The sequence below is a fragment of the Paraburkholderia sp. WC7.3g genome (genome assembly GCF_050436345.1).
In the GTDB taxonomy this organism is placed as follows: Bacteria; Pseudomonadota; Gammaproteobacteria; order Burkholderiales; family Burkholderiaceae; genus Paraburkholderia; species Paraburkholderia podalyriae.
In genome coordinates, this window is the sequence record NZ_JBNDMA010000002.1 from 278,867 (window position 1) to 303,140 (window position 24,274).

At 64.7% G+C, this 24,274-nt stretch carries 23 protein-coding genes; 4 read left to right on the forward strand and 19 right to left on the reverse strand.

Annotated features, from left to right (window positions below; genetic code table 11):
- Positions 1 to 19 precede the first annotated feature (19 nt).
- The 17 genes from flhA to flhD all read right to left on the reverse strand — a co-directional run bounded on the left by flhA (position 20) and on the right by flhD (position 18,287).
- Positions 20 to 2,122, reverse strand: coding sequence for a flagellar biosynthesis protein FlhA (gene flhA / locus OKW43_RS12765; protein ID WP_429447668.1), 2,103 nt, complete (start codon positions 2,120 to 2,122; stop codon positions 20 to 22).
- Complete coding sequence (flhB, locus tag OKW43_RS12770; RefSeq protein WP_429447670.1) at positions 2,119 to 3,366, reverse strand: flagellar biosynthesis protein FlhB; 1,248 nt, start codon at positions 3,364 to 3,366, stop codon at positions 2,119 to 2,121. Before flhB ends, flhA begins: the two co-directional genes overlap by 4 nt.
- A gap of 174 nt (positions 3,367 to 3,540) precedes the next feature.
- Complete coding sequence (locus tag OKW43_RS12775) at positions 3,541 to 4,857, reverse strand: DUF3443 domain-containing protein (RefSeq protein ID WP_187632545.1); 1,317 nt, start codon at positions 4,855 to 4,857, stop codon at positions 3,541 to 3,543.
- A 14-nt stretch (positions 4,858 to 4,871) separates the two neighbouring features.
- Positions 4,872 to 5,429: a DUF2844 domain-containing protein gene (locus OKW43_RS12780; protein ID WP_429447672.1), complete on the reverse strand. Its 558-nt coding sequence runs from the start codon at positions 5,427 to 5,429 to the stop codon at positions 4,872 to 4,874.
- A 337-nt stretch (positions 5,430 to 5,766) separates the two neighbouring features.
- Complete coding sequence (gene cheZ / locus OKW43_RS12785; RefSeq protein WP_429447674.1) at positions 5,767 to 6,477, reverse strand: protein phosphatase CheZ; 711 nt, start codon at positions 6,475 to 6,477, stop codon at positions 5,767 to 5,769.
- Between the two features lies 1 nt (position 6,478).
- Positions 6,479 to 6,874: a chemotaxis response regulator CheY gene (cheY, locus tag OKW43_RS12790; protein ID WP_129959964.1), complete on the reverse strand. Its 396-nt coding sequence runs from the start codon at positions 6,872 to 6,874 to the stop codon at positions 6,479 to 6,481.
- 61 nt (positions 6,875 to 6,935) lie between these two features.
- Complete coding sequence (locus tag OKW43_RS12795; RefSeq protein ID WP_429447676.1) at positions 6,936 to 8,024, reverse strand: protein-glutamate methylesterase/protein-glutamine glutaminase; 1,089 nt, start codon at positions 8,022 to 8,024, stop codon at positions 6,936 to 6,938.
- A gap of 5 nt (positions 8,025 to 8,029) precedes the next feature.
- On the reverse strand, positions 8,030 to 8,743 hold the full coding sequence (cheD, locus tag OKW43_RS12800; RefSeq protein ID WP_187632542.1) for a chemoreceptor glutamine deamidase CheD: 714 nt from the start codon (positions 8,741 to 8,743) through the stop codon (positions 8,030 to 8,032).
- The gene (locus OKW43_RS12805) at positions 8,740 to 9,702 is read right to left on the reverse strand and encodes a CheR family methyltransferase (RefSeq protein WP_429447678.1); all 963 of its coding nucleotides are present in this window, start codon (positions 9,700 to 9,702) and stop codon (positions 8,740 to 8,742) included. The genes cheD and OKW43_RS12805 overlap by 4 nt, the downstream gene beginning before the upstream one ends.
- A gap of 204 nt (positions 9,703 to 9,906) precedes the next feature.
- Entirely contained in the window at positions 9,907 to 11,739 is a 1,833-nt protein-coding gene (locus OKW43_RS12810; protein ID WP_187632540.1) for a methyl-accepting chemotaxis protein, read from the reverse strand.
- Between the two features lie 39 nt (positions 11,740 to 11,778).
- The gene (locus tag OKW43_RS12815; protein WP_187632539.1) at positions 11,779 to 12,312 is read right to left on the reverse strand and encodes a chemotaxis protein CheW; all 534 of its coding nucleotides are present in this window, start codon (positions 12,310 to 12,312) and stop codon (positions 11,779 to 11,781) included.
- Between the two features lie 78 nt (positions 12,313 to 12,390).
- Entirely contained in the window at positions 12,391 to 14,745 is a 2,355-nt protein-coding gene (gene cheA / locus OKW43_RS12820) for a chemotaxis protein CheA (RefSeq protein WP_429447681.1), read from the reverse strand.
- Between the two features lie 100 nt (positions 14,746 to 14,845).
- Positions 14,846 to 15,223, reverse strand: coding sequence for a response regulator (locus OKW43_RS12825; protein ID WP_018418789.1), 378 nt, complete (start codon positions 15,221 to 15,223; stop codon positions 14,846 to 14,848).
- Positions 15,224 to 15,286: 63 nt separating this feature from the next.
- Positions 15,287 to 16,297, reverse strand: coding sequence for a flagellar motor protein MotB (gene motB, locus OKW43_RS12830; protein WP_187632537.1), 1,011 nt, complete (start codon positions 16,295 to 16,297; stop codon positions 15,287 to 15,289).
- A gap of 22 nt (positions 16,298 to 16,319) precedes the next feature.
- Entirely contained in the window at positions 16,320 to 17,180 is an 861-nt protein-coding gene (gene motA, locus OKW43_RS12835; protein ID WP_018418791.1) for a flagellar motor stator protein MotA, read from the reverse strand.
- A gap of 136 nt (positions 17,181 to 17,316) precedes the next feature.
- Complete coding sequence (gene flhC / locus OKW43_RS12840) at positions 17,317 to 17,967, reverse strand: flagellar transcriptional regulator FlhC (RefSeq protein WP_429447684.1); 651 nt, start codon at positions 17,965 to 17,967, stop codon at positions 17,317 to 17,319.
- A complete protein-coding gene (gene flhD / locus OKW43_RS12845; protein WP_281393892.1) occupies positions 17,967 to 18,287 on the reverse strand; it encodes a flagellar transcriptional regulator FlhD in 321 nt (106 codons plus the stop codon). The genes flhC and flhD overlap by 1 nt, the downstream gene beginning before the upstream one ends.
- A gap of 776 nt (positions 18,288 to 19,063) precedes the next feature.
- Here flhD and OKW43_RS12850 point away from each other — a divergent pair.
- The gene (locus tag OKW43_RS12850; RefSeq protein ID WP_187632535.1) at positions 19,064 to 20,128 is read left to right on the forward strand and encodes a glycosyltransferase family 4 protein; all 1,065 of its coding nucleotides are present in this window, start codon (positions 19,064 to 19,066) and stop codon (positions 20,126 to 20,128) included.
- Positions 20,129 to 20,454: 326 nt separating this feature from the next.
- Here the strand turns inward: OKW43_RS12850 and OKW43_RS12855 are convergent, their stop codons facing one another.
- Positions 20,455 to 20,757: an H-NS family nucleoid-associated regulatory protein gene (locus OKW43_RS12855; protein ID WP_013090908.1), complete on the reverse strand. Its 303-nt coding sequence runs from the start codon at positions 20,755 to 20,757 to the stop codon at positions 20,455 to 20,457.
- Between the two features lie 288 nt (positions 20,758 to 21,045).
- On the opposite strand from OKW43_RS12855, the gene aqpZ reads away from it, so the two are divergent.
- The 3 genes from aqpZ (at position 21,046) to OKW43_RS12870 (ending at position 23,322) form a co-directional block, all read left to right on the forward strand.
- Positions 21,046 to 21,786: an aquaporin Z gene (gene aqpZ, locus OKW43_RS12860; protein WP_429447687.1), complete on the forward strand. Its 741-nt coding sequence runs from the start codon at positions 21,046 to 21,048 to the stop codon at positions 21,784 to 21,786.
- A 172-nt stretch (positions 21,787 to 21,958) separates the two neighbouring features.
- A complete protein-coding gene (locus tag OKW43_RS12865; protein WP_429447689.1) occupies positions 21,959 to 22,726 on the forward strand; it encodes a histidine phosphatase family protein in 768 nt (255 codons plus the stop codon).
- A gap of 287 nt (positions 22,727 to 23,013) precedes the next feature.
- Positions 23,014 to 23,322, forward strand: a complete 309-nt coding sequence (locus OKW43_RS12870; RefSeq protein WP_429447691.1) for a hypothetical protein — start codon at positions 23,014 to 23,016, stop codon at positions 23,320 to 23,322.
- Positions 23,323 to 23,423: 101 nt separating this feature from the next.
- Here OKW43_RS12870 and OKW43_RS12875 read toward each other — a convergent pair whose 3' ends face one another.
- A complete protein-coding gene (locus OKW43_RS12875) occupies positions 23,424 to 24,245 on the reverse strand; it encodes a Cof-type HAD-IIB family hydrolase (RefSeq protein ID WP_429447693.1) in 822 nt (273 codons plus the stop codon).
- Positions 24,246 to 24,274: the final 29 nt, after the last annotated feature.

Below are 24,274 nucleotides of genomic sequence, written 5' to 3' on the forward strand. Positions count from 1 at the left end.
CGCAAGCGAGCGGCCTTCGTCAGCCTTGCGCGCCGATCAGATTCACCACCTTGACGTTGCGCGTATCGGGCACTTCCGCATACGACAGCACTTTCAGTTGCGGCAGGCTGCGGCGCAGGAAGCGCGCGAGCATCGGGCGCAGCGCGTGCTGCACGAGCAGCACCGGAGCGAGGCCAAGGTTCTGCTGACGCGTGATCGCCTTCTGCGTTTCGGCGAGCAGCGTGTTCGCGAGACCCGGCTCGAGGCCCGGGTTCGGTCCGGTCGATAGCGCCTGCGACAGCACCCGTTCGAGGTTCGCGTCGAGGCCCATCACCTGCATGTCGGCGATGCCGGGGAACCACTGCTGCGTGATCGCGCGACCCAGCGCGAGCCGCACCGCGGCGGTGAGGTCGTGCGGGTCGGTGATCTTGGTCGCGTGCTCGGCGAGCGCTTCGAGGATCGTGCGCAAGTCGCGGATCGGCACGCCTTCTTCGAGCAGGTTCTGCAGCACCTTTTGCAGCGTGGTGAGCGGCAGCACCTTCGGTACCAGGTCGTCGACGAGCGATGCCGTGTCCTTCTGCATCCGCTCGAGCAGCGCCTGCACCTCGCGGCGGCCGAGCAGCTCCGACGCGTGCGTGACGACGAGGTGATTCAGGTGCGTCGCGACCACCGTGCTCGAATCGACGACGGTGTAGCCGTACACCTGCGCCTGTTCGCGCAGGTTCGTATCGATCCAGATCGCGGGCAGGCCGAACGCCGGGTCCTGGGTTGGCGTGCCCGGCAGCGCGGCCGATACCTGGCCGGGATTGATCGCGAGCCACTGGCCCGGATAGGCCTCGCCCGCGCCGACCTCGACGCCCTTCAGCGCAATGCGATAGCCGTTCGGTCGCAATTCGAGGTTGTCGCGGATATGGATGACCGGCGGCAGGAAGCCGATTTCCTGCGCGAACTTCTTGCGGATGCTCTTGATCCGCTTCAGCAACTCGCCGTCCGAGTTCTTGTCGACGAGCGGAATCAGCCGGTAGCCGACTTCGAGGCCGAGCGTGTCGATCATCGTCACGTCGTCCCAGCTCGCTTCGGCGTTTTCGACCGGCGCCAGCGCGGCCGGCGCGACGTCGACGAGCGCCGGCGCGTTCTTGCGCTCCTCGGCGCGCTTCTTCATCGTGCGGCCGAGCTGGATCAGGCCGGCGCCGAGAATCAGGAACGCGAAGTGCGGCATGCCCGGGATCAGGCCCATCAGCACGAGGATGCAGCCGGTGATCATCAGCACGCGCGGGTTCGTGAACAGCTGCCCGGTCAGCTGCGTGCCGATGTCCTCGTTGGTTGCGACGCGCGACACGATCACGCCGGCCGCCGTCGAAATCACCAGCGACGGAATCTGCGCGACGAGGCCGTCGCCGATCGTCAGCAGCGTGTAGTTCTTGCCCGCCGCAGCAAAACTCATGTCGTGCTGGACCATGCCGACGATCAGCCCGCCGATGATGTTGATCACCATGATCAAGAGACCGGCGATCGCATCGCCGCGCACGAACTTGCTCGCGCCGTCCATCGAGCCGTAGAACTCGGCTTCCTGCGAGACTTCCGCGCGACGCTTGCGGGCCTGCTCTTCGTTGATGAGACCCGCGTTCAGATCGGCGTCGATCGCCATCTGCTTGCCGGGCATCGCGTCGAGCGTGAAGCGCGCGGACACCTCGGCGATCCGCCCCGCGCCCTTCGTGATCACCATGAAGTTGATCACCATCAGGATGATGAAGACGACGATACCGACCGCGAAATTGCCGCCCACGAGGAAGTGGCCGAACGACTCGATCACCTGACCGGCCGCATCGGGTCCGGTATGGCCTTCGAGCAGCACGACCCGCGTCGACGCGACGTTCAGCGAAAGCCGCAGCAGCGTCGAGAACAGCAGCACGCTCGGGAACGCGGCGAAGTCGAGCGGCTTCATCGTGTACATGCTGACGAGCAGCACCATCACCGACAGCGCGATGTTGAACGTGAACAGCAGATCCAGCAGGAACGGCGGCAGCGGCAGAATCATCATGCCGAGGATCATGCAGATCAGCACCGGCCCGGCGAGGGCGCGCAGGTTGGTGCTGTTCAGCGCTTCCGGCCGTCGGGCGAGGAAACCGGCGCGAACGTTCATGCGGAGGCTCCGTTATTGTCGTTGCCGGGGTCGTCATTGGCGCGGTCGTTGGCCTTGTCGTCAGCCGGGTTCAGCGTGTCGGCGGCTTCCTCGGCGGCGTCCTCGTCCGATACGCCGCCCTTGTCCAGTTCGGGCGGCACGTCGAATTCGGTCGGCGCGACCGGCACGTCGCCGCCTTCAGCCTTGAAGCGGCGCAGCTGATAGACCCACGCGAGCACTTCCGCGACCGCGCCATACAGCGGCCCCGGAATCTCGCGATCCAGATCGACGTTGTGATAGAGCGCCCGCGCGAGCGGCGGCGCTTCGAGCAGCGGCACGTTGTTTTCGGCGGCGATCTCGCGAATCCGCGCGGCCACCAGGTTCACGCCCTTCGCGACCACCTTCGGCGCGCGCATCTCGCCGTCCGAGTATTGCAGCGCGACCGCGAAGTGCGTCGGGTTCGTCACGACCACGTCGGCCTTCGGCACCAGGGCCATCATGCGGCGCCGCGCGATCGCGCGCTGCTGCTGACGAATCTTGCCCTTGATGTGCGGATCGCCTTCGCTCTCGCGATGCTCTCGCTTCACTTCTTCCTTCGTCATGCGCAGCTTCTTGTGGAACGTCCACAGCTGGTACGGCACGTCGAGCGCGGCCACCGCGAACATGCCGGCCACCGTCATGCCGCAGCACACCGCGATCAGATGCACGGAGTTGGCGAGCGCGAGGTGGAGCGGCTGCGTCGCGAGCGCGAGGAATTGCTCATGGCGATTCCAGATCGCCGTGCCGCCGATCAGTCCCACGACCAGCGTCTTCGCGAGCGACATGCCGAGCTGGATCGGCCCGTTGATCGAAAACATGCGGCCGAGACCCTCGATCGGGTTCAGCCGGCTGAACTTGGGCTCGAAGCCTTTCGCCGACAGCTGCCAGCCGCCCAGCGCCATCGGCGCGAGCAGCGCGGCAAGTCCGGTGAAGCCGAGGATCGGCACCAGCGTGTAGAATCCTTCGCGGCTCGCGGCGCCCGCGCCGATCAGCATGCGGCTGGTGTCGAACGCGCCGGCATGGTTGAACGTCAGCGACGCACGCAGCATGTTCTGCAAATGCTCGCCGATGCTGCCCGACATGCCCCACACGCCGTAGAACCCGGCCGCGAGCAGCGCGAAGGTCGACAGCTCCCGCGAACGCACGATCTGCCCTTCCTCGCGCGCCTTCTGCAGGCGCCGAGGGGTGGCTGATTCGGTTTTTTCGAGGTCGCTGTCCTCTGCCACAAAGCTCTCCAGTCGGCCGAGGCACGGCGCCTCTTTCCAGTGAGAGCGATTATTCCTGCTCGGCGCAAGCGCCGATCGGCGGATAAGGGCGGAGAAACGGGGGTATTTCGACGGATGAGCGGACGGCTCGCGCGTCTGTCACGCAAGCCGTCCGGCATTCGATCGACGTGGGCGTCAGAAGGCGACGGAAGGCGCGGGACCGCCGCTCGCGGTCTGATCGAGGTGGTAGTACACGTGGCGGCCGTAAAAGAACGGCAGACCGAGGTCGAAGCTCGCATTGCCGCCGATCTGGCCGGCGAGGGTGTTGAACGCGAAGTTGCTGCCGGTGGCGAACAGCGTCTGCGCACTCAGGACGCCGATGCTCGCGGCCGCCGACACCTTGTTCAACCCGACCAGCGTGACCGTGCGGGTCTGCGCCGACGACGGGCAATAGAAGCCCGCGAATTGGCTGGCGCACAGCGTGAGCGTGCTATCGCTGAAGAAGTACGCGTTCGAGCCGGAATCGAGGAAAGCCTGGACGGTCTTGCCGTTGAAGGTGCTGTTGTTCAGGTCGCCGAATCTGTCGGTCGTGAAGACCTGCGACGCGGCAAGCGGGTTGTTCCCCTGCGTGCCGATGCCGAACACCAGCGTGCCGGTCGCCGACGACTGCCCTGTGTCCGACACCGGTGCCATCTGCACGATCACGCCGTTGTTGTCGAGCGGGAAGTTCGCGACCGGATTGGCGATCTGTTGCGGAATCTGCACCGCGGTGCGCGCGCACGACGTGCCGTTCGGGCAGGCGAAGTAGTTGCTGTAAGTCGCCGCGGTCGTTGCGTTCGCGCACGTCTCGCCGCAATCGTTCAGCGCGGTGCCGATGCCGAGAATGCCGTTCGCGCCGAGATCGCTAGCCGTGTTCTGTGCCGAGCCGTTGCCGCAGCCGGTCGCGGGCATCGTGCTCACGTTGTCGCCGATGGTCTGGATGGGGATGCTGGTCGTCGTCGTTTCGCTGCCAATCGTCACGATCGCAGTGCGCACGCTGCCCCACGTGAAGCCGTCCGCGAAGGTTGCGCATTCGGCCAGTTTGGAGCCGCCGCTGCCGATGGTGCTGACCGGCAGTGCGCCGAGCAGTGTCGAATTGAGCACCGAGCTGACCACGCGCAGGCCAAACGAGCCTGTGTCGACCTGGATATTGTCGATCGTCTGGCAGTTGGTGGTCGAGCCCGGCGCGCAGATCCTCACGCTGACGGTCGGAATGTTGATGACACCCGAAACGCCGTGGCCGACCGTGATCGGCACGGTGTTCGACGCGTTCGCGGGGATCGGCTGCTGGGTCGGGCTGGCCGGCAGCGAACCGCCGTTCAGTCCGTTCGACGTGCTGCCGCCACTGCTGGAGCTTGAATTGTTGTCACTATTGCCGCCTCCGCCACAGGCGACGAGCGTCGCCGTGAGCAGCACGGCAAGCGCGGCCTGCATCCAGCTTTTGATATTCGCGGTCGTGAGCATGGTTCGCATCGTGGTCCTCGCCGTTACTGGATGTCGGAACCGCTGACGCCGGCCGGCAGCGCGGACGGCAGCCACGCGACGCCGCTGAACGCGCCCATGTGGCCGCCCGAACGCACCACCAGCTCGCTGTCGTCGACGGCGACCGGCCCCCGCGCATTGCCGCGCGCGGCCCGAACCGCCTTCACGCCGGCCACGTACTGCGGAAAATAACTGCCGAGCAGATCACTGAGATCGGGCATTTGCGGACCATGCCACGAAATGCCGAATACCGCGCCGCTCGTGCTCAGATATTCGCGGACCACGGTGCCGTTGCCGAACGTGGTCTCGCGTACCGTATAGGAAGCGGATGTGGTGGAAGTGTTGGATGTGGACGATGCCGCGCTCGATTCTGAACGCATGACACTTTGCGCCGCGCCGCTTGCGGGCTGCACCACGCGGGACGACACCGAGGCGTCGGATGGGGGGGTAAGCGGCGCGCTGCCCAGCGCCGCATGGGCGGACTGCGCGGCCGTCAGGGCCAACAACGAACACGGCAACACCAGCGCCGTGACTCTCCCGGCGCGACGAATACGACTCCACATGACGATGCTCCTCCCGAGCCGCGGCACGCTTCGCCGATTGGGCGAAGCGGCCGCTTATAGGCAGATGATACGGCACCGCCGCCGCAACGCTGAGGGGTCCGCCTCACCGCGCGACCGCCCGGCGTCGCGCTAGCCGGGTGCCGTACCGCTTTGACCTCGTAGTATGCCTGCGGATTCTTTCAGCCGGCGCAAGGTGCGCCCGCGCGCGCGACTTACCCGCCTATTACTAGCAGGAAACCGGACGGAAGATGGGTATTCGGCGCGCATTGAACGCGTGTTTGGCGCGAATCGCGGAGAAGCCAGCAGCCCGGCACGCCTGCCGGGCCGAATCGGTCGATCAGAAGCCGAGGCTCGCGAGCAGATCATCGACCTGCGATTGATCCTGCACCACATCCGTCTTGCCTTCCGGATTGATCTGCGGGCCGTTGAGCAGATGCTCCGGGCTGCCGGTCGACGACACCTCGGCCGCGAGCGCCGCTGCGTTCGCCGCGAACTGTTCGCGCCGTTCGAGCGCGATGTTCTCGACCAGCACGCCGAGCAATTGCTGCTCGATCAGATAGACGACGTCGGTGATCTTCTTGATCACCTGGCCGGTCAGATCCTGGAAGTCCTGCGCGAGCATGATCTCCATTAGCTGCGAGTTGGTCGCGCCGGTCGCCTCGGGCACGCCGCGCAGGAAGGTGCGCGTGTCGTTCATCAGCGCGCGCACTTCCTCGCGCTCGATCGGCGCCGCGTACCACTGCTCCCAGCGCGCGTCGAGCGCGCCCGCGTCTTTCTGCAACTGCTCCTGGATCGGCTTCGCGATGTCGATCGCCGACAGCACGCGCTCGGCGGCCTGCTCGGTCATGTTGGCGATGTACTTCAGACGATCGCGCGCATCGGGCACGGCTTCGGCCGCCCGCTCGACGTGCTTGTCGAGTCCGAGCTCGCGCATCGAATCGCGCAGCGTGCGCGTCAGTTGGCCGATGCGCGCGAGGATGCGGTCCGACGCGAAGTCGCCGCTGTCGTGGCCCGTTTCGGCGCCAGGCGTTTGGGTCGGCGGCGTCACGTCAGCTCCCGGCTTTCGCCATCTTCTCGAGAATCTTGTTGAGCTTCTCGTCGAGCGTCGCGGCCGTGAACGGCTTGACGACGTAACCGCTCGCGCCGGCCTGCGCCGCCGCGATGATGTTTTCCTTCTTCGACTCGGCCGTCACCATCAGCACCGGCAGGTGCGTCAGGTTTGCGTCGGCGCGGATTTCCTTCAGCATCGCGAGACCGTCGAGGTTCGGCATGTTCCAGTCCGAGATCACGAACTCGTAGCTGCCGCTGCGCAGACGCGCGAGACCGGCCGCGCCGTCTTCCGCTTCGTCGACGTTCGAGTAGCCCAGTTCCTTCAGCAGGTTGCGGACGATCCGGCGCATCGTCGGAAAATCGTCAACCACCAGAATCTTCATTCCCTTATCCATTTCTTTCCCTTTGCTTGATCCATGTAGCGGCGTTCGACCGCGTCACTCCATCCGGCACGCATCATACCCGCTGAACGCGGTCACCCATCGACGACAAACGTGCCATCACGCGCCGGCTCATGTCCGGCAGCGCGGCGATTTCGTCGGCCGCGCCGAGCGCGATCGCCTCGCGCGGCATGCCGAACACGATGCAACTCGCTTCGTCCTGCGCCAGCGTGTAGGCGCCGGCCTTTTTCATCTCCAGCAGACCGGCCGCGCCGTCGCGCCCCATGCCGGTCAGTATCACGCCGACCGCGTTCTTGCCCGCATGCTGCGCGGCCGAGCGGAACAGCACATCGACCGACGGACGATGCCGGTTCACCGGCGGGTCGTCGGACAAATGCGCAATATAGTTGGCGCCGCTTCTCGCGAGCAACAGATGCGCGTGGCCCGGCGCGATGTACGCGTGCCCCGGCAGCACGCGCTCGCCGTGCTCTGCTTCTTTAACGGTAATCCGGCACAAACCATTGAGGCGTTGCGCGAAAGATTTCGTAAAGCCGGGCGGCATGTGCTGCGCGATCAACACCGCGGGCGCATCGGGCGGCAGCGGCACCAGCACTTCGCGGATCGCTTCGGTGCCGCCCGTCGATGCGCCGACGATGACGAGCTTCTCGGTACTCAGCAGCGGGTTGTTGAAGAGCGGCGCCGAGCCGACCGGCGCCTGCGCGGCCTGCGCGGCCGCCTGCTGCGCGGGCCCGGCCTGGCGCACTCGCGCGCGGGCTGCCGCGCGAATCTTGTCGGCGAGCTTTTCCGCATAGTCGAGCATGCCGTCGCGAATGCCGACCTTCGGCTTGGTCACGAAATCGACCGCGCCGAGTTCGAGCGCGCGCAGCGTGATTTCGTTGCCGCGCTCGGTCAGCGACGACACCATCACGACCGGCATCGGCCGCAGGCGCATCAGCTTCTCGAGAAAGTCGAGGCCGTCCATGCGCGGCATTTCGACGTCGAGCGTCAACACGTCCGGGTTGTGCTGCTTGATGAGATCGCGCGCCACGAGCGGGTCGGGCGCCGTCGCCACCACCGTCATGTCCGGCTGCCCATTGATGATCTCGGTCATCAGGCTGCGGATCAGCGCCGAATCGTCGACGCACAATACGTTGATCTTTTGCACAGCGCTCACGCCTCCTCTGTGGTTCTGGCGTTGTTGGAATGAGTCGGGCGCGGGCTCGCGCCGAACAGTTCGATTCTCGGCCGCGCGGCGGCCGGCTTCGCGAACAGCTCGACCCGTTGGCGCGCCGCGGCGAGCCGCTCGGCGCGCGCTTCGGCGCTTTGCCGCACGAGCGCCTGTTCGCGCTCGGCGACGCCCGCTTCCTGTTGCAAGCGCAATTTCTTCACCATCACCTGACCGGTGCGCGGCATGAACGCGACCTTGCGCGGATGCGAGCCCTGCAGGTCCTCGGCGACGATGCGGATCTTTTCAGTGGCCAGATAGCGGCGCACGAACTCCGAATTGCGATCGCCGATGTTCATCGTGGTCATGCCCGCGAGCACCGCGCCGCCGCCGAACACCTTGGCCTCGAAGCGCTCGCGCCGCCCGCCCGCCTTGATCAGTTCGTTGATCAGCACTTCCATCGCATACGCGCCGTAGCGCATCGAGTCCGACGCGGCCTGCGCGACGTCTGCGCCGTCGTCGGGCAGCATGAAGTGATTCATGCCGCCGATGCCCGCGGTGCGGTCCTGGATGCAGGCCGCGACGCACGAGCCGAGCACGGTCACGAGCACCATGTCTTCGCTCGTCGTGTAGAACTCGTTGGGCAACAGCTTCACGCCAGGGCGCTCGAAGTGGTTGTCGTAATACAGGTTCGATGCAATCGGCAGCGTGCTGCTCATGCGGCCACCCCGCTCGATTGATGCGCGTCATGCGCGTTGGCGCGCGACGGCGCGCGAGTGCCGCCCGCGTCGCGTGTCAGTTCGTAGACGGTCTGCCCGCGCAGCCGGAACGCCTGCGTCACGTACGTGAAGTTTTCCGAATGGCCGGCGAACAGCAGACCGCCCGATTTCATCAGCGGCTCGAAGCGCGTGAGCACCTGCGCCTGCGTCGGTTTGTCGAAATAGATCATCACGTTGCGGCAGAAGATCGCGTCGAACTGCGCGCGCAACTGGTAATCGCGATCGGTCAGGTTCAGTTGCTCGAAGCGCACCAGCGCGCGCACTTCGGGACGCACCTTGACCATCCCCGCATGCGCGCCCGTGCCTTTCAGGAAGAAGCGCTTGAGCCGCTCGGGTGACAGATGCTTGACCTGGTCGAACTGGTACACGCCGGCCTCGGCCTTCGCGAGCACCTGGGTGTCGATATCGGTCGCGAGCACCGACGCCTGGCGCGCGCCGCCGTCGCCGAGCGCTTCGATCAGCGTCATCGCGATCGAGTACGGCTCCTCGCCCGTCGATGCCGCCGAGCACCACACGGACACCGGTTGCGGGCGTCGCGGCGCGAACTCGGCAAGGATCGGAAAGTGATGGGCTTCGCGGAAAAACGCGGTCAGGTTGGTGGTCAGTGCATTGGTGAACGCTTCCCACTCGGCCGGATCGTTTTCCGCTTCGAGCAGATCGAGATACTGGCGAAACGTATCGATGCCTCGCGCGCGCAAGCGGCGCGCGAGGCGGCTATACGCCATGTCGCGCTTGTGGTCCGACAGCGAAATGCCCGCCGCGCGATGAATCAGATCGCGGATGCGGCCGAAATCCGCCGCCGTGAATTCGAAATCGCGTCCCGTCTCGACGGACCTGGCCGGCTCAGTGCGGTCAGGTGCCGCCCGGACGGGGCGTTGTGGTGCGCGCGTTGCCATCATGAAAATTCCCATCTGCGATTTGAGCCGTCACGCTCGCCGCCCAACCGGACTGCCTGGGGGCCAGGAATTGCCTTCGCGAGGTCGCACCCTCCCGCGAGTGCCATCGACATACGGCCGGCTCGCGACACGCGTAATGCGCGTGCTTCGATGCTTCGCCTATCCGCGGGCGCGATACCGGTTGACCACATGTCACTCTGCCATTGCCTAAAACGTTTCCCAATCCGCGTCCGAGCTTGCCTTCGCCGCGCTCGCCGCAGCGGCGTGGGTGGGCGTGTCGGTCGTCGCGCGAGCCACGGCTGCGGCCGGTCTGGGCTTCAATGCCGGTTCGACGCGTGCGGCTGCGTCGTGCTGGGCCGGGGCCGTCGCGGCCGCCGCGGTTGCCTTCGTTCCATTACTCGCGGCGGACGCTTTCGGCGCGGGTTTGGCGAACTTCGTGGCGGGGGTCGGCGCACGCGTCGCCGGGGCGCTCTGACGCGCCGGTGTGCCGGCCACCTTCCAGCCGCCCAGCACCGCCTGCAATTGCCGCGTCTGATCTTCGAGCGACGCCGCCGCGGCGGCCGCCTGTTCGACCAGCGCCGCGTTCTGCTGCGTGACCGAATCCATTTGCACGACCGCGCGATTGACCTGCTCGATGCCGCCCGACTGCTCTTCCGACGCCGCGCTGATCTCGCCCATGATGTCGGTCACGCGACGCACCGCCTGCACGATTTCGTCCATCGTCGTGCCCGCGCGGCCGACCAGTTCGGAGCCGCTCTTCACCTTGTCGGCCGAATCGCCGATCAGCTCCTTGATCTCCTTCGCGGCACTCGCGCTGCGCTGCGCGAGGCTGCGCACTTCGCCCGCGACCACCGCGAAGCCGCGGCCCTGCTCGCCGGCGCGCGCGGCTTCGACCGCCGCGTTCAGCGCGAGAATGTTGGTCTGGAACGCGATGCCCTCGATCACGCCGATGATGTCGACGACTTTGTTCGAACTGGTCGCGATCTCCTGCATCGTCGTGACGACCTGGCTCACCACGTCGCCGCCGCGCGTCGCGATGTCCGACGCGTTGACGGCGAGCTGGCTCGCCTGGCGCGCGTTCTCGGTGTTCTGCCGCACCGTGCCGGTCAGCTGATCCATGCTCGACGCGGTTTCCTGCAGCGACGCGGCCTGCTGCTCGGTGCGCTGCGACAGATCGGTGTTGCCCATCGCGATTTCGCGCGCGCCGGTGTCGATCGATTCGGTGCCGCTATGGAGCGCGCGCACCATCGTCGCGAGACTTTCCTGCATCCGCTTGATGCCCGCGAACAGGCGGCCGATTTCGTTGCCGCTGAAAACCTCGACCGTGCCGGACAGATCGCCGGCGGCGATCCGCTCGAAGCACGCGGTCGCGTCGTTCAGCGGCTGCACGATCAGGCCGCGCAGCGCGAAACGGATGCCGATCACCACCAGCAGCGCGAGCGCCGTGATCACGCTGATCAGCGTGATCATCAGCGATGCGTTCGACTGCGCGCTCGTCTGCTGCTCGGTCACGCTCTGCTGCAGCGCCTTGACGACCGCGGCGGCAGCCGCGTCGTAGGCGATGAACATCGGGCTGATCTTCGTGTCCGCGACCGCGTGATACGCGTCCAGATTGTTCGCGTTCAACGCGGCGAATTCGACGTCGACGCCGTCGTGCATCACCGTCGTATGTTTCGCGAGCACATCGTCGAGCAAGGCCTGCTCGACGCCGTGCTTCGGGGTATCGAGATAGGTCTGCCAGCTCTGGTTGCCCTTGCCGAGCAACTCCTGCGCGCGATCGAGTACCTTTTTCGCTTCATCCGCGTTGCCGGCGGCCGTCAGCGTGTTGAAGCGATTGATCGCGATGCGCGAGCGCAACAGATACGCCGACGCATCGTCGAGCGCATGAATCGCGACCAGTTCGCCGCGCGCGATACGATCGAGCGAGCCGCTCGCGCGATTCAGCGCGTTCAACGCGAGCGCGCCGACCACCACGGTCAACGTCACCAGAAGAATCCCCATCACCGTCAGCGACGTGCGGATCGACCACCTGCTCAGCATTTTGATGCTCCTTGTGCTGTGTTCCGCTACTGCCTGCGCTCAGACGCCGAGCGCCTCGGTCAGCGCCATTTCGGAGCTGGTCATCAGCTTCTCGATGTCCATTAGGATCAACATACGGCCGTCGACCGTGCCGAGACCGGTCAGGTACTCGGTGGTCAATGTCGCGCCGAACTCCGGCGCCGGCATGATCTGGTCGACCGCGAGCGTCAGCACGTCCGACACGCCGTCGACGACCATGCCGACCACGCGATGCGCGACGTTGAGGATGATCACGACGGTCTGATGGTCGTACTCGACGCGGCCCAGATGGAACTTGATGCGCATGTCGACGATCGGCACGATGATGCCGCGCAGGTTGATCACGCCCTTGATGAACTCGGGCGCGTTGGCGATGCGCGTCACGTTGTCGTAGCCGCGGATTTCCTGCACCTTCAGGATGTCGATGCCGTACTCTTCCGCGCCCAGCGTGAAGACGAGGAATTCCTGACCGCCGGCGTCCGCCTGCGCGTCGCGGCGGCCATTCGTACCGCTCGCGTTTGCGACGCTCGAATTGATGGATTGGACTTCTGCCACGTTAGCCCCCAAACGGTTGGGATAAATTGAGTTGAAGTGGTGTTGCGATGTCTGTCATTGCCGCGATTGCTGCATGCGTTACGCGAGGCTCATCGCCTGATGCGCATGCCCTTGCGCATGACGCGTTTCGCGGTTCAGCGCCGCGACGTCCACGATCAGCGCGACGCTGCCGTCGCCCAGAATGGTCGCCGCGGAAATGCCATGCACCTTGCGGTAATTCGTTTCCAGATTCTTCACGACCACCTGCTGCTGGCCGACGAGTTCGTCGATCAGCATCGCGAAGCGCCGCCCCTCGGTTTGCATGATCGTGACGATGCCCTGAGTCGGCTCCTGCTTCGCGTCCTGCACGTTGAACACCCCGTGCAGCGCAACGAGCGGCAGGTATTCACCGCGCACGCGCACCACGCGCTCGCCGTTGGCGACCGTGTAGATGTCTTCGGCTCGCGGCTGCAGCGACTCCATCACGAAGTTCAGCGGCAGGATGAAGATCTCGCTGCCGACCTTGACCGACATGCCGTCGAGAATCGCGAGCGTGAGCGGCAGCACGATGCGCGTGGTGCTGCCCTTGCCCGCGTGCGACGTGATCTCGACGTGACCGCCCATCGACTGGATGTTGCGCTTCACCACGTCCATGCCGACGCCGCGGCCGGACACGTCGGTGACCTGCTCGGCGGTCGAGAAGCCCGGCAGGAAGATCAGGTTCCAGACTTCCTCGTCGCTCATCGTGTCGCTGACCTGCATGCCCTGCTTCGCCGCCTTCGCGAGAATCTTGTCGCGGCGCAAGCCCGCGCCGTCGTCGCTGACCTCGATGACGATGTTGCCGCCGTGGTGCGCCGCCGACAGCACCAGCTGACCGGTCGAGTCCTTGCCCGCCGCGCGCCGCGCCTCGACGGTTTCGATGCCGTGGTCGAGACTGTTGCGCACGAGGTGCGTCAACGGATCGATGATCCGTTCGATGAGGCTCTTGTCGAGTTCGGTCGCCTGACCGAAGGTGACGAGTTCGACCTCCTTGCCGAGTTTCGCCGCGAGATCGCGCACCAGACGCGGGAAGCGGCTGAACACGTAATCCATCGGCATCATGCGGATCGACATCACCGCTTCCTGCAGATCGCGCGCGTTGCGCTCGAGTTGCGCCATGCCGTTGAACAGCCGGTCATGCAGCGCCGGATCGAACGTGCTGGTGGTCTCCGCGAGCATCGCTTGCGTGATTACCAGTTCGCCGACCAGGTTGATCAGCTGATCGACCTTCTCGACGCCGACGCGAATCGAGCTGCCTTCCCCGCCGGCCGCCGCGGCGGCCGGACGGGCCGCCTTGCGGTCCTGGTCGGCAGCCGCGGCCGGAGCCGGTTTGGCTGCCGCCCGAGCCGCGGCGGGTGCCGCCGGCGGCGGCTCGACGCTGTCCGCGTGACTGGGCGCGCTTGCGGGGGCAGCGATGTAGGCCGCCGGGGCCGACGATGCCGCCTGCTCCGCGTGATTGACCGCATGCGCGTGCGCTGCCGGAGCAGCGGGCGCGACATGCACGGTTTGCGCCGGCGGCGCAGCGGCAGCGTCGGGCGTTCCAGGTTCGCCCTGCTGCGCGTCGTCCGCCGGCGCGGTGCCACGGCCGATCGTGATCTGACTTTCGTCGATCACGAAGCAGCACACGGCGATGATGTCGTCGGAGGGTACGTCGCTCGAAAGCCACAGCGTCAGATCGCTGCCGCTCTTGAGCTGCCCGACGATATTGCCCAGGTTGCCAAGCTCTTCGGCCAGCAGTTCCTGGTCTTTCTCTCCCACGCCCCGTAGCGTAATTTTCAGATGAGGGCCGGCGCTGTCGGCCGCGCCCGCGGCCTGCCCGGTCTGTGCCGGTTCGCCGTCCGTCCATTCGCCCGCCACCTGCACCGCCTGTTCGACGACGTGCTCGGGCGGGATACTGCCTGGCTCCTGTACTGCCGTTGTCTGGGTTGCCGCTGCCTGCGTGGCTGCGGGCGCCGATGCGCTCGCGGCCGGCGCGGTTTCAGCGATCGCCATTGCCGGGGCCTGCGCCGGCGCGCCGCCCATGCGGCTTTCCGCGTGCAGTTGTTCGAGCTTCGCGCAGATCGCGCGCGCCACCGCCGCATCGGGCTCGGCGCTCGCGCGATAGTCGGCGAGCTGGCCCGACAGCACGTCCTTGGTTTCGAGGAACGTGTCGATCATGTCCTTGCGCAGCACCAGCTCATTGTTGCGCGCGCGATCGAGCAGCGACTCGAGAATGTGCGTGGTCTCGGTGAGCGCGGTGAAGCCGAACGTCGCCGCGCCGCCCTTGATCGAATGCGCGGCGCGAAAGATCGCCGCGAGGTCTTCGGGGTCCGGGCGGGCCACGTCGAGATTGAGCAGCAACTGCTCCATTTGCGCGAGCAGTTCGTCCGCTTCGTCGAAGAACGTCTGATAGAACTGTGTGATGTCGAGTGTCATGCCTGGTTCACCGCGAGAGTGCCTGTCTGTCTGGCGCGAGCTGCCGTAGAGGCGCGTCGGAAGCTATCTGTACTGTGTCTAAAGGTGTTGATTACGCGTATCAGGCCGGGTCCGGTTCGGCGAGCGCCGCCACCAGCTCGGTCAGCATGTCCGGGTCGAGCGGCTTTTCGATCCAGCCGGTTGCGCCCGCCGCGCGCGCCGCCTCTTTGAAGGGTTCGCCCGATTCCGTCGTGAGGACGAGGATGGGCGTCGCCTGATAGGCCGGATTTCCGCGCAGCGCGGTGATCAGATCGAGACCGGTCTTGCCCGGCATGTGCTGGTCGGTCAACACGAGATCGAACGCCATCGCGAGCGCGTTTTCGAGCCCTTCGTTGCCATCCGCCGCGAGCGTGACTTCATAGCCGGCGCCCGTCAGCGTCGCGGCGAGGATCTGCCGCATCGATGCCGAATCGTCGATTGCCAGGATGTGCCTGATCATGAAAACCTCGCTGCGCTTAACACTGGGCCGCGGCCCGGCGGCCGCCGTCTGTTACGGTTACTGTTACTGGGCCGACGGCGCCGCCGCCGGCAACTTCGGTGCAACCGACATCGGCTGCGCAAGTTTTTGCAGCAGCGGCTTCGAGCCGGCTGCGTCGTCCGACAGGGTCGTCGTCGTGGAGTCGTCGTGATCGAGCGCCTCCTCCGACTTCCTGTTCAACACGATGATGCTGATACGGCGGTTCTCCGGATCGAGCGGGTCCGCCTTGTTCAGGTTCTGCGTCGACGCGAGACCGAGCACGCGCATCACCTTCGCTTCGTCCATGCCGCCCGCGACCAGCTCGCGACGCGACGCGTTCGCGCGATCGGCCGACAGCTCCCAGTTGCTATAGCCCTTCTCGCCGCCCGCGTACGGCACGGCGTCGGTGTGGCCCTGCACGATGATGCGGTTCGGCACGTCGTTCAGCGTATGGCCGATCTCGCGCAGAATGTCGCGCATGTACGGCTCGACGACGTCGCGCGCGGTCGCGAACATCGGCCGCTTCTGCGAGTCGACGATTTCGATGCGCAGGCCGGTCAGCGTCGAGTCGATGCGGATCTGCTGCTTGAACTGGCGCAGCACCGGGTTCGCCTCGATCGCGGCCATCAGCTTGACCTGCAGGTCGTGCAGACGCACCTGTTCCTGGCGTTCGAGCGCGCCTTGCAGCTGCTTCACCGAGTCGTCGTCGTTGTGCGACGCGGTGCGCTCGGCGCGGCTGCTGCTGCCGTCGGTCGAGCGGGTCACGCCCTGCGCGTCGGTCGAGATGTCGCGCCCGCCGCCCTTCAGGATGCTCGAGTCTTCGGCGCTGCGATCGCCGCCCCACAGCGTGATCTTCAGCGGCTGGTTGAAGTAGTCGGCGATGCCTTTCAGCTGCACGGTGGAGGCCGAACTCAGCAGCCACATCAGCAGGAAGAACGCCATCATCGCGGTCATGAAGTCCGCGTACGCGAGCTTCCACGCGCCGCCGTGATGACCGGACTTTTTCGGCGCACTGCGCTTGACGACGATTGCGCGGTCTTTGTCCTTGCTGCTCATCGGTTCGGTTCCCGTCGCCTGCTTATTTCGCCTTGACGCGGCGCACGTGCTCTTCGAGCTCGGCGAACGACGGGCGCTCGGTCGAGAAGAGCACCTTGCGGCCGAACTCGACCGCGATCGCCGGCGCGTAGCCGTTCAGGCTCGCGAGGATCGTCACCTTGATGCACTGGAACATCTTGGTCGACTCGGTCACGCGCTGCTCGGCGACGCTCGCGAGCGGCCCGATCAGCCCGTACGAAAGCAGAATGCCGAGGAAGGTGCCGACGAGCGCCTGCGCGATCATCTCGCCGAGCACCGCCGGCGGCTTGTCGGCCGAGGCCATCGTGTGCACGACGCCCATCACCGCGGCGACGATACCGAACGCCGGCATCGCGTCGCCGACCTTGGTCAGCGCGTGCGCGGGCGCCTCGCCTTCCTGGTGGTGCGTCTCGATCTCCTCGTCCATCAGGCTTTCGATCTCGAACGCGTTCATGTTGCCGCCGACCATCAGCCGCAGGTAGTCGGTCAGGAACTCGATGATGTGCTTGTCGGCGAGGATCTTCGGGTACTGCGTGAAGATCGGGCTCTTCGACGGATCGTCGATGTCGGCTTCGAGCGTCAGCGTGCCTTCCTTGCGCGCTTTCGCGAGCAGCACGTACAGGAGCCCCATCAGCTCCATGTAGACGTCCTTGTTGTACTTCGCGCCCTTGAACAGGGTCGGAATGACGCGCAGCGTCGCCCGGATCGTCTTCATCCCGTTACCGAGAATGAACGCGCCGAGTCCAGCGCCGACGATCATCAGCACTTCAACGGGTTGCAGCAGCGCGCCGAGATGGCCGCCTTCCAGCGCGTAACCGCCGAAAACGGACAACAGCGTCACGAGTGTTCCCACGAAAATCAGCACTGCCGAGCCCTCACAAAAAAGCGACGGTCACCGTCGTTAGTCAGGTTTACGGCACCGAGGCGGAAAACTTTGGGGAAAAAGGCGGCGCCCGAGTCCGGTGTTAACCAGAGGCTTGCGCGGCCTCAACGTATGCGGCTCAGACTGCGGCGGTGACGAGGTTGTCGAGCGTGGGGGCGCTGCAGCGGGCCTCGTGAGCCCGTGCGTCGGCCATTTGCGACGGCTGGGCCGGGATGCCGCCGGGGGCGACTTGCCGCTCGGCCCGCGTTTGCGCCGCCTTCTTCGTTTTTCCCGCGCGCGACGGCGGCTGGCACAGCCCGCAAACGAAGGCGTGCTGCGGATCGTGCGCGTGCGCGACGAAGCGGCCGCCGCAGCGGCGGCAGGCGCTCATCTGCAGCATGCGCGAGTCGAAGAAGCGCACCAGCGTCCACGCGCGCGTGAGACTAAGCACCGGCTCGTCATCGTGCAACTGCACGTGCTCCAGATACAGGCGGTAGCTCTTGACGATCGATTCGATCGCGCGGCAGCCGCCGTGACCAGCCATGAAACGGTAGATGTTGTAGAACAGCGACGAATGAAAGTTCGGCTGCCAGGTCATGAACCAGTCGGTGGAAAACGGCAGCATGCCCTTGGGCGGCGATACCCCTTTCAGTTCCTTGTACAGCTTGATGAGCCGGTCGCGCGACAGGCTGGTTTCCGCCTCCAGCAATTGCAGACGCGCGCCCAGTTCGATCAGCTCGATCGCGAGGGTGATTTCGCGGACTTCGAGTACGACGCTCTTACCGGCCATCAGCCGATTTGCTCGACCGGCTGGCTCGCCATCAGGATCGCGGAATGAGCCTGCGCGATCGCGCTGGCCTTGTCCTTGTCCGCGAGGGCGGACAGCACCGCGTGATCGTCGAAGCGGAAGCGGCACAGCATCTGGTTGGACGCCGCGAGCTTGACGGTCTGCGCCAACGACAGATTGGCGAGCACGTCGGCCAGCTGGTCCGAAATACCCATGCGGAACATGCCCATCGGCTTGTCTTCGCGCAACAGACGCTGGGCAAGCAGCAGATAGGACAGGTTGACTTCTCTGATCTCATTGAGCATATGGCTAGTCGTGCTCATGATTCCCCCGTACGTAGCCCGGCTGGTCAGGCCGATTTTTTTGCGGAAACGTTTGCTCGAACGCGCGCGCTAAACCCGTGCGAATCGGCTCGTCTCTGGTCTTGCAAGCATTGTCCCGGATGGGGGCACAGACGAAAATCGGAGAGACACCCCACCTGGATGCCGGATTAATCCGTCATTTGTGTAGGAATTTTTCCTACAACTCTGGATGCGGCCAGGCACGAATGGAAAAAACAGATGCGCGGGGGCGCGACTGACGATGCGCTGGGAGCTTCCACGGCTGCGGCGTGTACCGAATGGTGAGTTTTCAAGAAGTCCAGCGCCGCACCGTGATACGGTGAAAAACAAATTATAAGAGGTTTTCACTCGTCCGCAATCCGGTTCATCCGACCCTCGGGCCCGCCGCTTGCTGCGGTGCATTCCGCCTGTTGAGCGTTCGATTAAGTCATTGAATTGACTCTCCCCGATTATGGGGGCTCGCGATCTGACCTCGCGCGGCAGCTGTAGCGGTCCATGTTTCGTGCTGTAACAACATTAAGCGTTTGAAAAATAACTCGAATTACCGTGGTCGATCCCGATAATGGAGGCTAAGGGATTACCCGATACCTGTTTCGGAGCACCCTCGGGCGGAAGCCAACCGCGCCCAACCGTCCGTCAGGCATTCGTACATGGAGTCATCCAGCCGTCGTGCGAAGCCCCGGTGAAAGTATCCAAAATCTGCATGGGATCGGGGTCGGCGCAGAAGCGCTAATTCGGATCTACACAGGAGAAAACGCATGCGAATCGCACAAATCGCGCCGCTCTACGAAGCTGTCCCGCCGAAACTCTATGGCGGCACCGAACGTGTCGTGTCGTATCTGACCGAAGCGCTGGTCGACCTCGGCCATGACGTCACGCTGTTCGCGAGCGGCGACTCGGTCACGTCCGCCAATCTCGATGCGTGCTGGCCGCGCGCGCTGCGCCTCGATCCGACGATTCGCGATGCATTGGCGCCGCACATACTAATGATGGAGAAAGTCCGCAAGGTCGCGCACGAGTTCGACGTGCTGCACTTCCATCTCGACTACATGCCGTTCCCCCTGTTCACGGCGATGGACACGCCGTTCGTGACCACGCTTCACGGCCGTCTCGACCTGCCGGAATTGCAGCCGGTGTTCGACGCGTTCTCGCATGTGCCGGTCGTGTCGATTTCGGATTCGCAGCGTCTGCCGTTGCAGCAGGCCAACTGGCTCAGCACGATCTATCACGGTCTGCCGGACCAGCTACTGACGCCGCAGCCGCACAAGAAGCCCGAATACCTCGCGTTCCTCGGCCGCATCTGTCCGGAAAAGCGCGTCGATACAGCCATCAAGATCGCCGCGCAAAGCGGTCTGCCGCTGAAGATCGCCGCCAAGGTGGACAAGGTCGACATGGAGTATTTCAAGCGCGAGATCGAGCCGCTGCTGTCGATGGCGCATGTCGAGTTCGTCGGCGAGATCAACGAGGCGCAGAAGCCCGAGTTTCTGTCGGGCGCGAAGGCGCTGCTGTTCCCGATCGACTGGTCCGAGCCGTTCGGCCTCGTGATGATCGAGTCGATGGCTTGCGGCACGCCGGTGATTGCGTTCAACCGGGGCTCGGTGCCGGAGGTGATCGACCACGGCGTGACCGGCTACATCGTCGAGGACGTGCAGGGCGCGGTGGCGGCGTTGCAGCGTCTCGACGAGCTGTCGCGCACTGAAATCCGCGCCCAGTTCGAACGCCGCTTCAGTTCGAAAACGATGGCGCAGAACTATATCGACGGCTATTCGGCGTTGATTGAAACGTCGCGTCGCCCGGTATTGCGCCAGGTCGCGGTCGGCTAGACGCGGTCGGCTAGACGCGGTCGCTAGACGCGCTTTGAAACGGTCGGCGCTTTGACTGCCGGCCGTTTTCGTTCGCTTTTGAACCAGCGCTGTGAACCTTGGCTTATAGCGCCCAATAGCGGACGAATTCGGCGTCGGAATCGTTTGCACGAGCGGGAAACGAAGTCTTTGCGCTGCCGGACACGAAAAAGCCGCCCTGTAAGGACGGCTTTTTTAATACAGCGATGGTTGCGCTTCCACGTCGGATTAGCGCGGGGCGAATAAGCCAGACCGCAAAAAAACCTTCAGTCAGCTTGCACCCCGTCTCGCATCACTTCGTGCGGACATCAGGCCGAGCCAATCAGAAAGCGCTCGCGATTCTTGCCGACGATCCATTTTGGCGGCTTTCCGCGCCCGCTCCATGTATTGCCCGACTTTGGGTCCTGATATTTCGCCGGCAGCGGCGTCTTCTTGGGCGGCCGGCCCCGCTTGGCGGCGACAGCGAAGCCGAGATCCTGTGCGGTCAGACCGTATTCGGCAATCTTTTGACGGATATCGGCGACGACATTGTCGATTTCCGTGCGTCGCGCTTCTTCTGCCTGCGCCTGCAATTTGGCAATCTGCGCCTTGAGGTCTGCATATTGAGACATTCGGATCTCCCCTTTCTAAGAACTCATTCGACCGCAGACTAGCTGCAATTATAAAAATTCGCAATGGACACTAGTACGGGTTTAGCGAATTTTCCTCTGATAATTATTAAATCGGGTGAAATGTGAAAACCAGTGCTTTATCTCACAATAGTTTATAAATTTTGTCCGGGTTGACAATCCTTGACATTCGATTTGGCGCTACCTACCTAGAATTGCGCGCTCAAGGCACGTACTCGTCGTTTTTCGCTGCGTGCTTCTGAAGACCCATTCTTTTTAGGATCACCAAACATGGAGTTGTCAAAGCGCCTCGTTGCCGAACTGTTCGGCACTTTCTGGCTCGTGCTCGGGGGCTGCGGCAGCGCGGTCCTCGCCGCCAACTTCGCCGGGCCGGTTCACGGTCTGGGCATCGGCTTCGTCGGCGTGTCGCTGGCCTTCGGCCTGACCGTGCTGACGATGGCTTTTGCGATCGGCCACATTTCGGGCTGCCACCTGAATCCGGCGGTGAGCGTCGGCCTGACCGTCGCCGGCCGATTTCCGGTCCGCGATCTGCTGCCGTACATCGTCGCGCAGGTGATCGGCGCGGTGCTCGGCGCATTCGTGCTGGCGCTGATCGCGTCGGGCAAGCCAGGCTTCGATCTGGTCGCGAGCGGCTTCGCGACGAACGGTTACGGCGAGCAATCGCCGGGGCACTATTCGCTCGCCGCGGCCTTCATTTGCGAAGTGGTGATGACGGGCTTCTTCCTGTTCGTGATTCTCGGCGCCACCGACCGCCGCGCGCCGGCCGGTTTCGCGCCGATCGCGATCGGCCTGTGCCTGACGCTGATCCACCTGATTTCGATTCCCGTCACCAACACGTCGGTCAATCCGGCGCGCTCGACGGGCCCGGCGCTATTCGTCGGCGGCGCGGCGCTCGATCAATTGTGGCTGTTCTGGGCTGCCCCGATCATCGGCGCGGTGATCGCGGGGGTCGTCTATCCGCTGATCGCCGAGGATCGCATCGGCGAGCCGCGCGAGCGGGTACTCGACTGACGGCCGGTTTCGCGCGCCGGTCGGATCAACGTGATCCGGTCAGCATCAATGGGCGCCCGGCGCCCAATATTGATTGCGACCACCGACGCGATGCGAATGCCGCGCCGGCCGCGTGCAGATGTGCACCGCTGCTAGAATCGGGCGACTTCCCGGCCTCGTACAGGTGCTCTCGATGAACCGTTTCCGCGGATTCCTGCATGGCGTCGCACTGTCGCTCGGCGGCTTGTGCGCGAGCGCGCTGGCGTTGCCGGCCTTGTCCGCGGCGACGGACACGTCGGCTGTCGTTGCGACCGCGGCCCCCGCCGTAGCGACGACGGGCGGCAATATCGAAACCCTCGTATTCGTTCGACACGGCGAGAAACCCGCGCAAGGCTACGGCCAGCTCGACTGCCAGGGGCTGAACCGTGCGCTCGCGCTGCCGGCCGTGATCGCCGCCAAATTCGGCAAACCCGATGCGATCTACGCGCCAGACCCTGGCCAGCAAAAGGACGACAGCGGTCATCCGTACTATTACGTGCGCCCGCTCGCGACGATCGAGCCGACCGCGATTCAATTCCAGATGCCGGTGCAAACGCCGTACGGCTTTGCGCAGATCGACCAGCTCGGCAATGCGCTAGTCGATCCGTCCAATCGCGGCAAGCTGATCGTCATTGCGTGGGAGCACAAGCTGATCGAGAAGCTGTTGCGGCAGATGTTGAGTGCGCATGGCGGCCGTGCGGCCGACGTGCCGAAATGGCAAACCGACGACTTCGACAGCATTTACATCGTGCGACTCGACTGGCGGAACGGCACGCCGCGCGCGAGCTTCAAACACGATCGCGAAGGGCTCGACGGACGGGCCACCGATTGCCCCTGCGCGGCGTTGCCGGGCGTGTCGGCATCCTCCGCGGGGGCCGCCTCTTCCGCTACTTCGGACGCTTCGGCGCATGCGGCGGATTAATTGAGTCATACAGATGTAAGCCGTGATTACGCGCGCTGGCGAGTCAAGCGGCAAGCGTGCGCGATGAGCCGCCTGCGGGCTTGAGTTGACCGGCCGCAAAGCCCCGTGTGGCGCGACTGCAAGCGGGACAAGGTGGGCGCGCGCAACGTCCGCGCGGTCTTTCCTGTCGTCTTCGATGACTTCGACGATGCTTGCAGTCCGTAACATCTGGTCGCAGTTCACCCCGCCGCGAGCGCATACATTGGCCCTGTGCGACAAACCTACGTCGCTTCACAGGAGAGACCAACATGAAACGCATCGTCACTCACTTGCTGGTTGCTGCCGGACTCGCGGCGGGCGCATGCGGTGTCGCGCAGGCGCATACGGATCTGAGCGTCGGCCTATCGCTCGGCGCCCCGGTTTATGCCGCGCCGGTTTATGCCGCCCCGGCGCGCGTGTACGCGGCACCGGAGCCGGTGTATTACGGCGGCTGGGATCATCGCTACGAGCGCGGCGACTACTACCGCGACTATCACCGCGATGACCGCAGCTGGGGTCACGACAACCGCCGCTGGGGTCATGACGATCGCGGCGAGCATCGCGGCTGGCGGGATTGACGAACGCCGGCGGAGCGCATGCCCCGCGCTCCGCGAGCAACTTTTGCGGCCCGCATTCGCGCGAGCGGATTCGGGCCGCTTTCTATCGCAGTGGCTACGGCTCAGGACGCCAGTTCGTCGCTCAGCGCAAACAGTTTGCGCAGATGATGCGCAACGCCCGCTTCGAAATTGTTGCCGATGCGCGGCACATGCGGCAGACGCGTGATCAGATCGGGATTGGCGTTGTTCATCATGAAGGGATGGCCGGCCGTCTCGAGCAGATCGATATCGTTCATGTTGTCGCCGAACGCGACGCAATGCGACGCATCGACACCGAGGCGCTCGAGTACGATCTGCAGCGCGCGCCCTTTCGACACATTCGCGGTCATCACTTCCAGACAATCCGGCAACGAGTACGTCACGTACAGTCGCTCGCCGAATTCGCGTTCCAGATTGGCGGCCACCTGCGCGAGATCGGCGGGTTCGCCGATATACAGCGCCTTTGCAATGTCGACGCCGTCGTGCTTCGGCAGATCGGTCACTTCGTAAGTGAAGCCGGAATCCTGGTGGAACGCCAGCAGATGGGGCGCATCGCGGTCGATCAGCCACGCGTCGTCCGCAAACAGGTTGACGATCACTCGGCCATGCGCGCCGGCAATTTCGGGCTGCACGAGACGCTGCACGGTCGCTGGCGGCAGATCGTCCGCGTGGATCACCGTGTTATCAGGCGCGTGAATGCGCGCGCCGTTCGACGTAATCAGATACGGATTGATGCCGAGCAGATCGCGGATGCCCGCGACGTCACAGTAATGCCGCCCCGTGGCGATCACGAACCGCAGCCCATCGCTTTCGAGCTTGCGCACCGTGGCGATCGTGAACGGGTCGACCTGGTGGTCGGCGTTGAGCAGTGTGCCGTCGAGATCCGTGGCGATGACTTTATACATGGTGAGTCCGGCGGCTGAGCCGTCGAGGC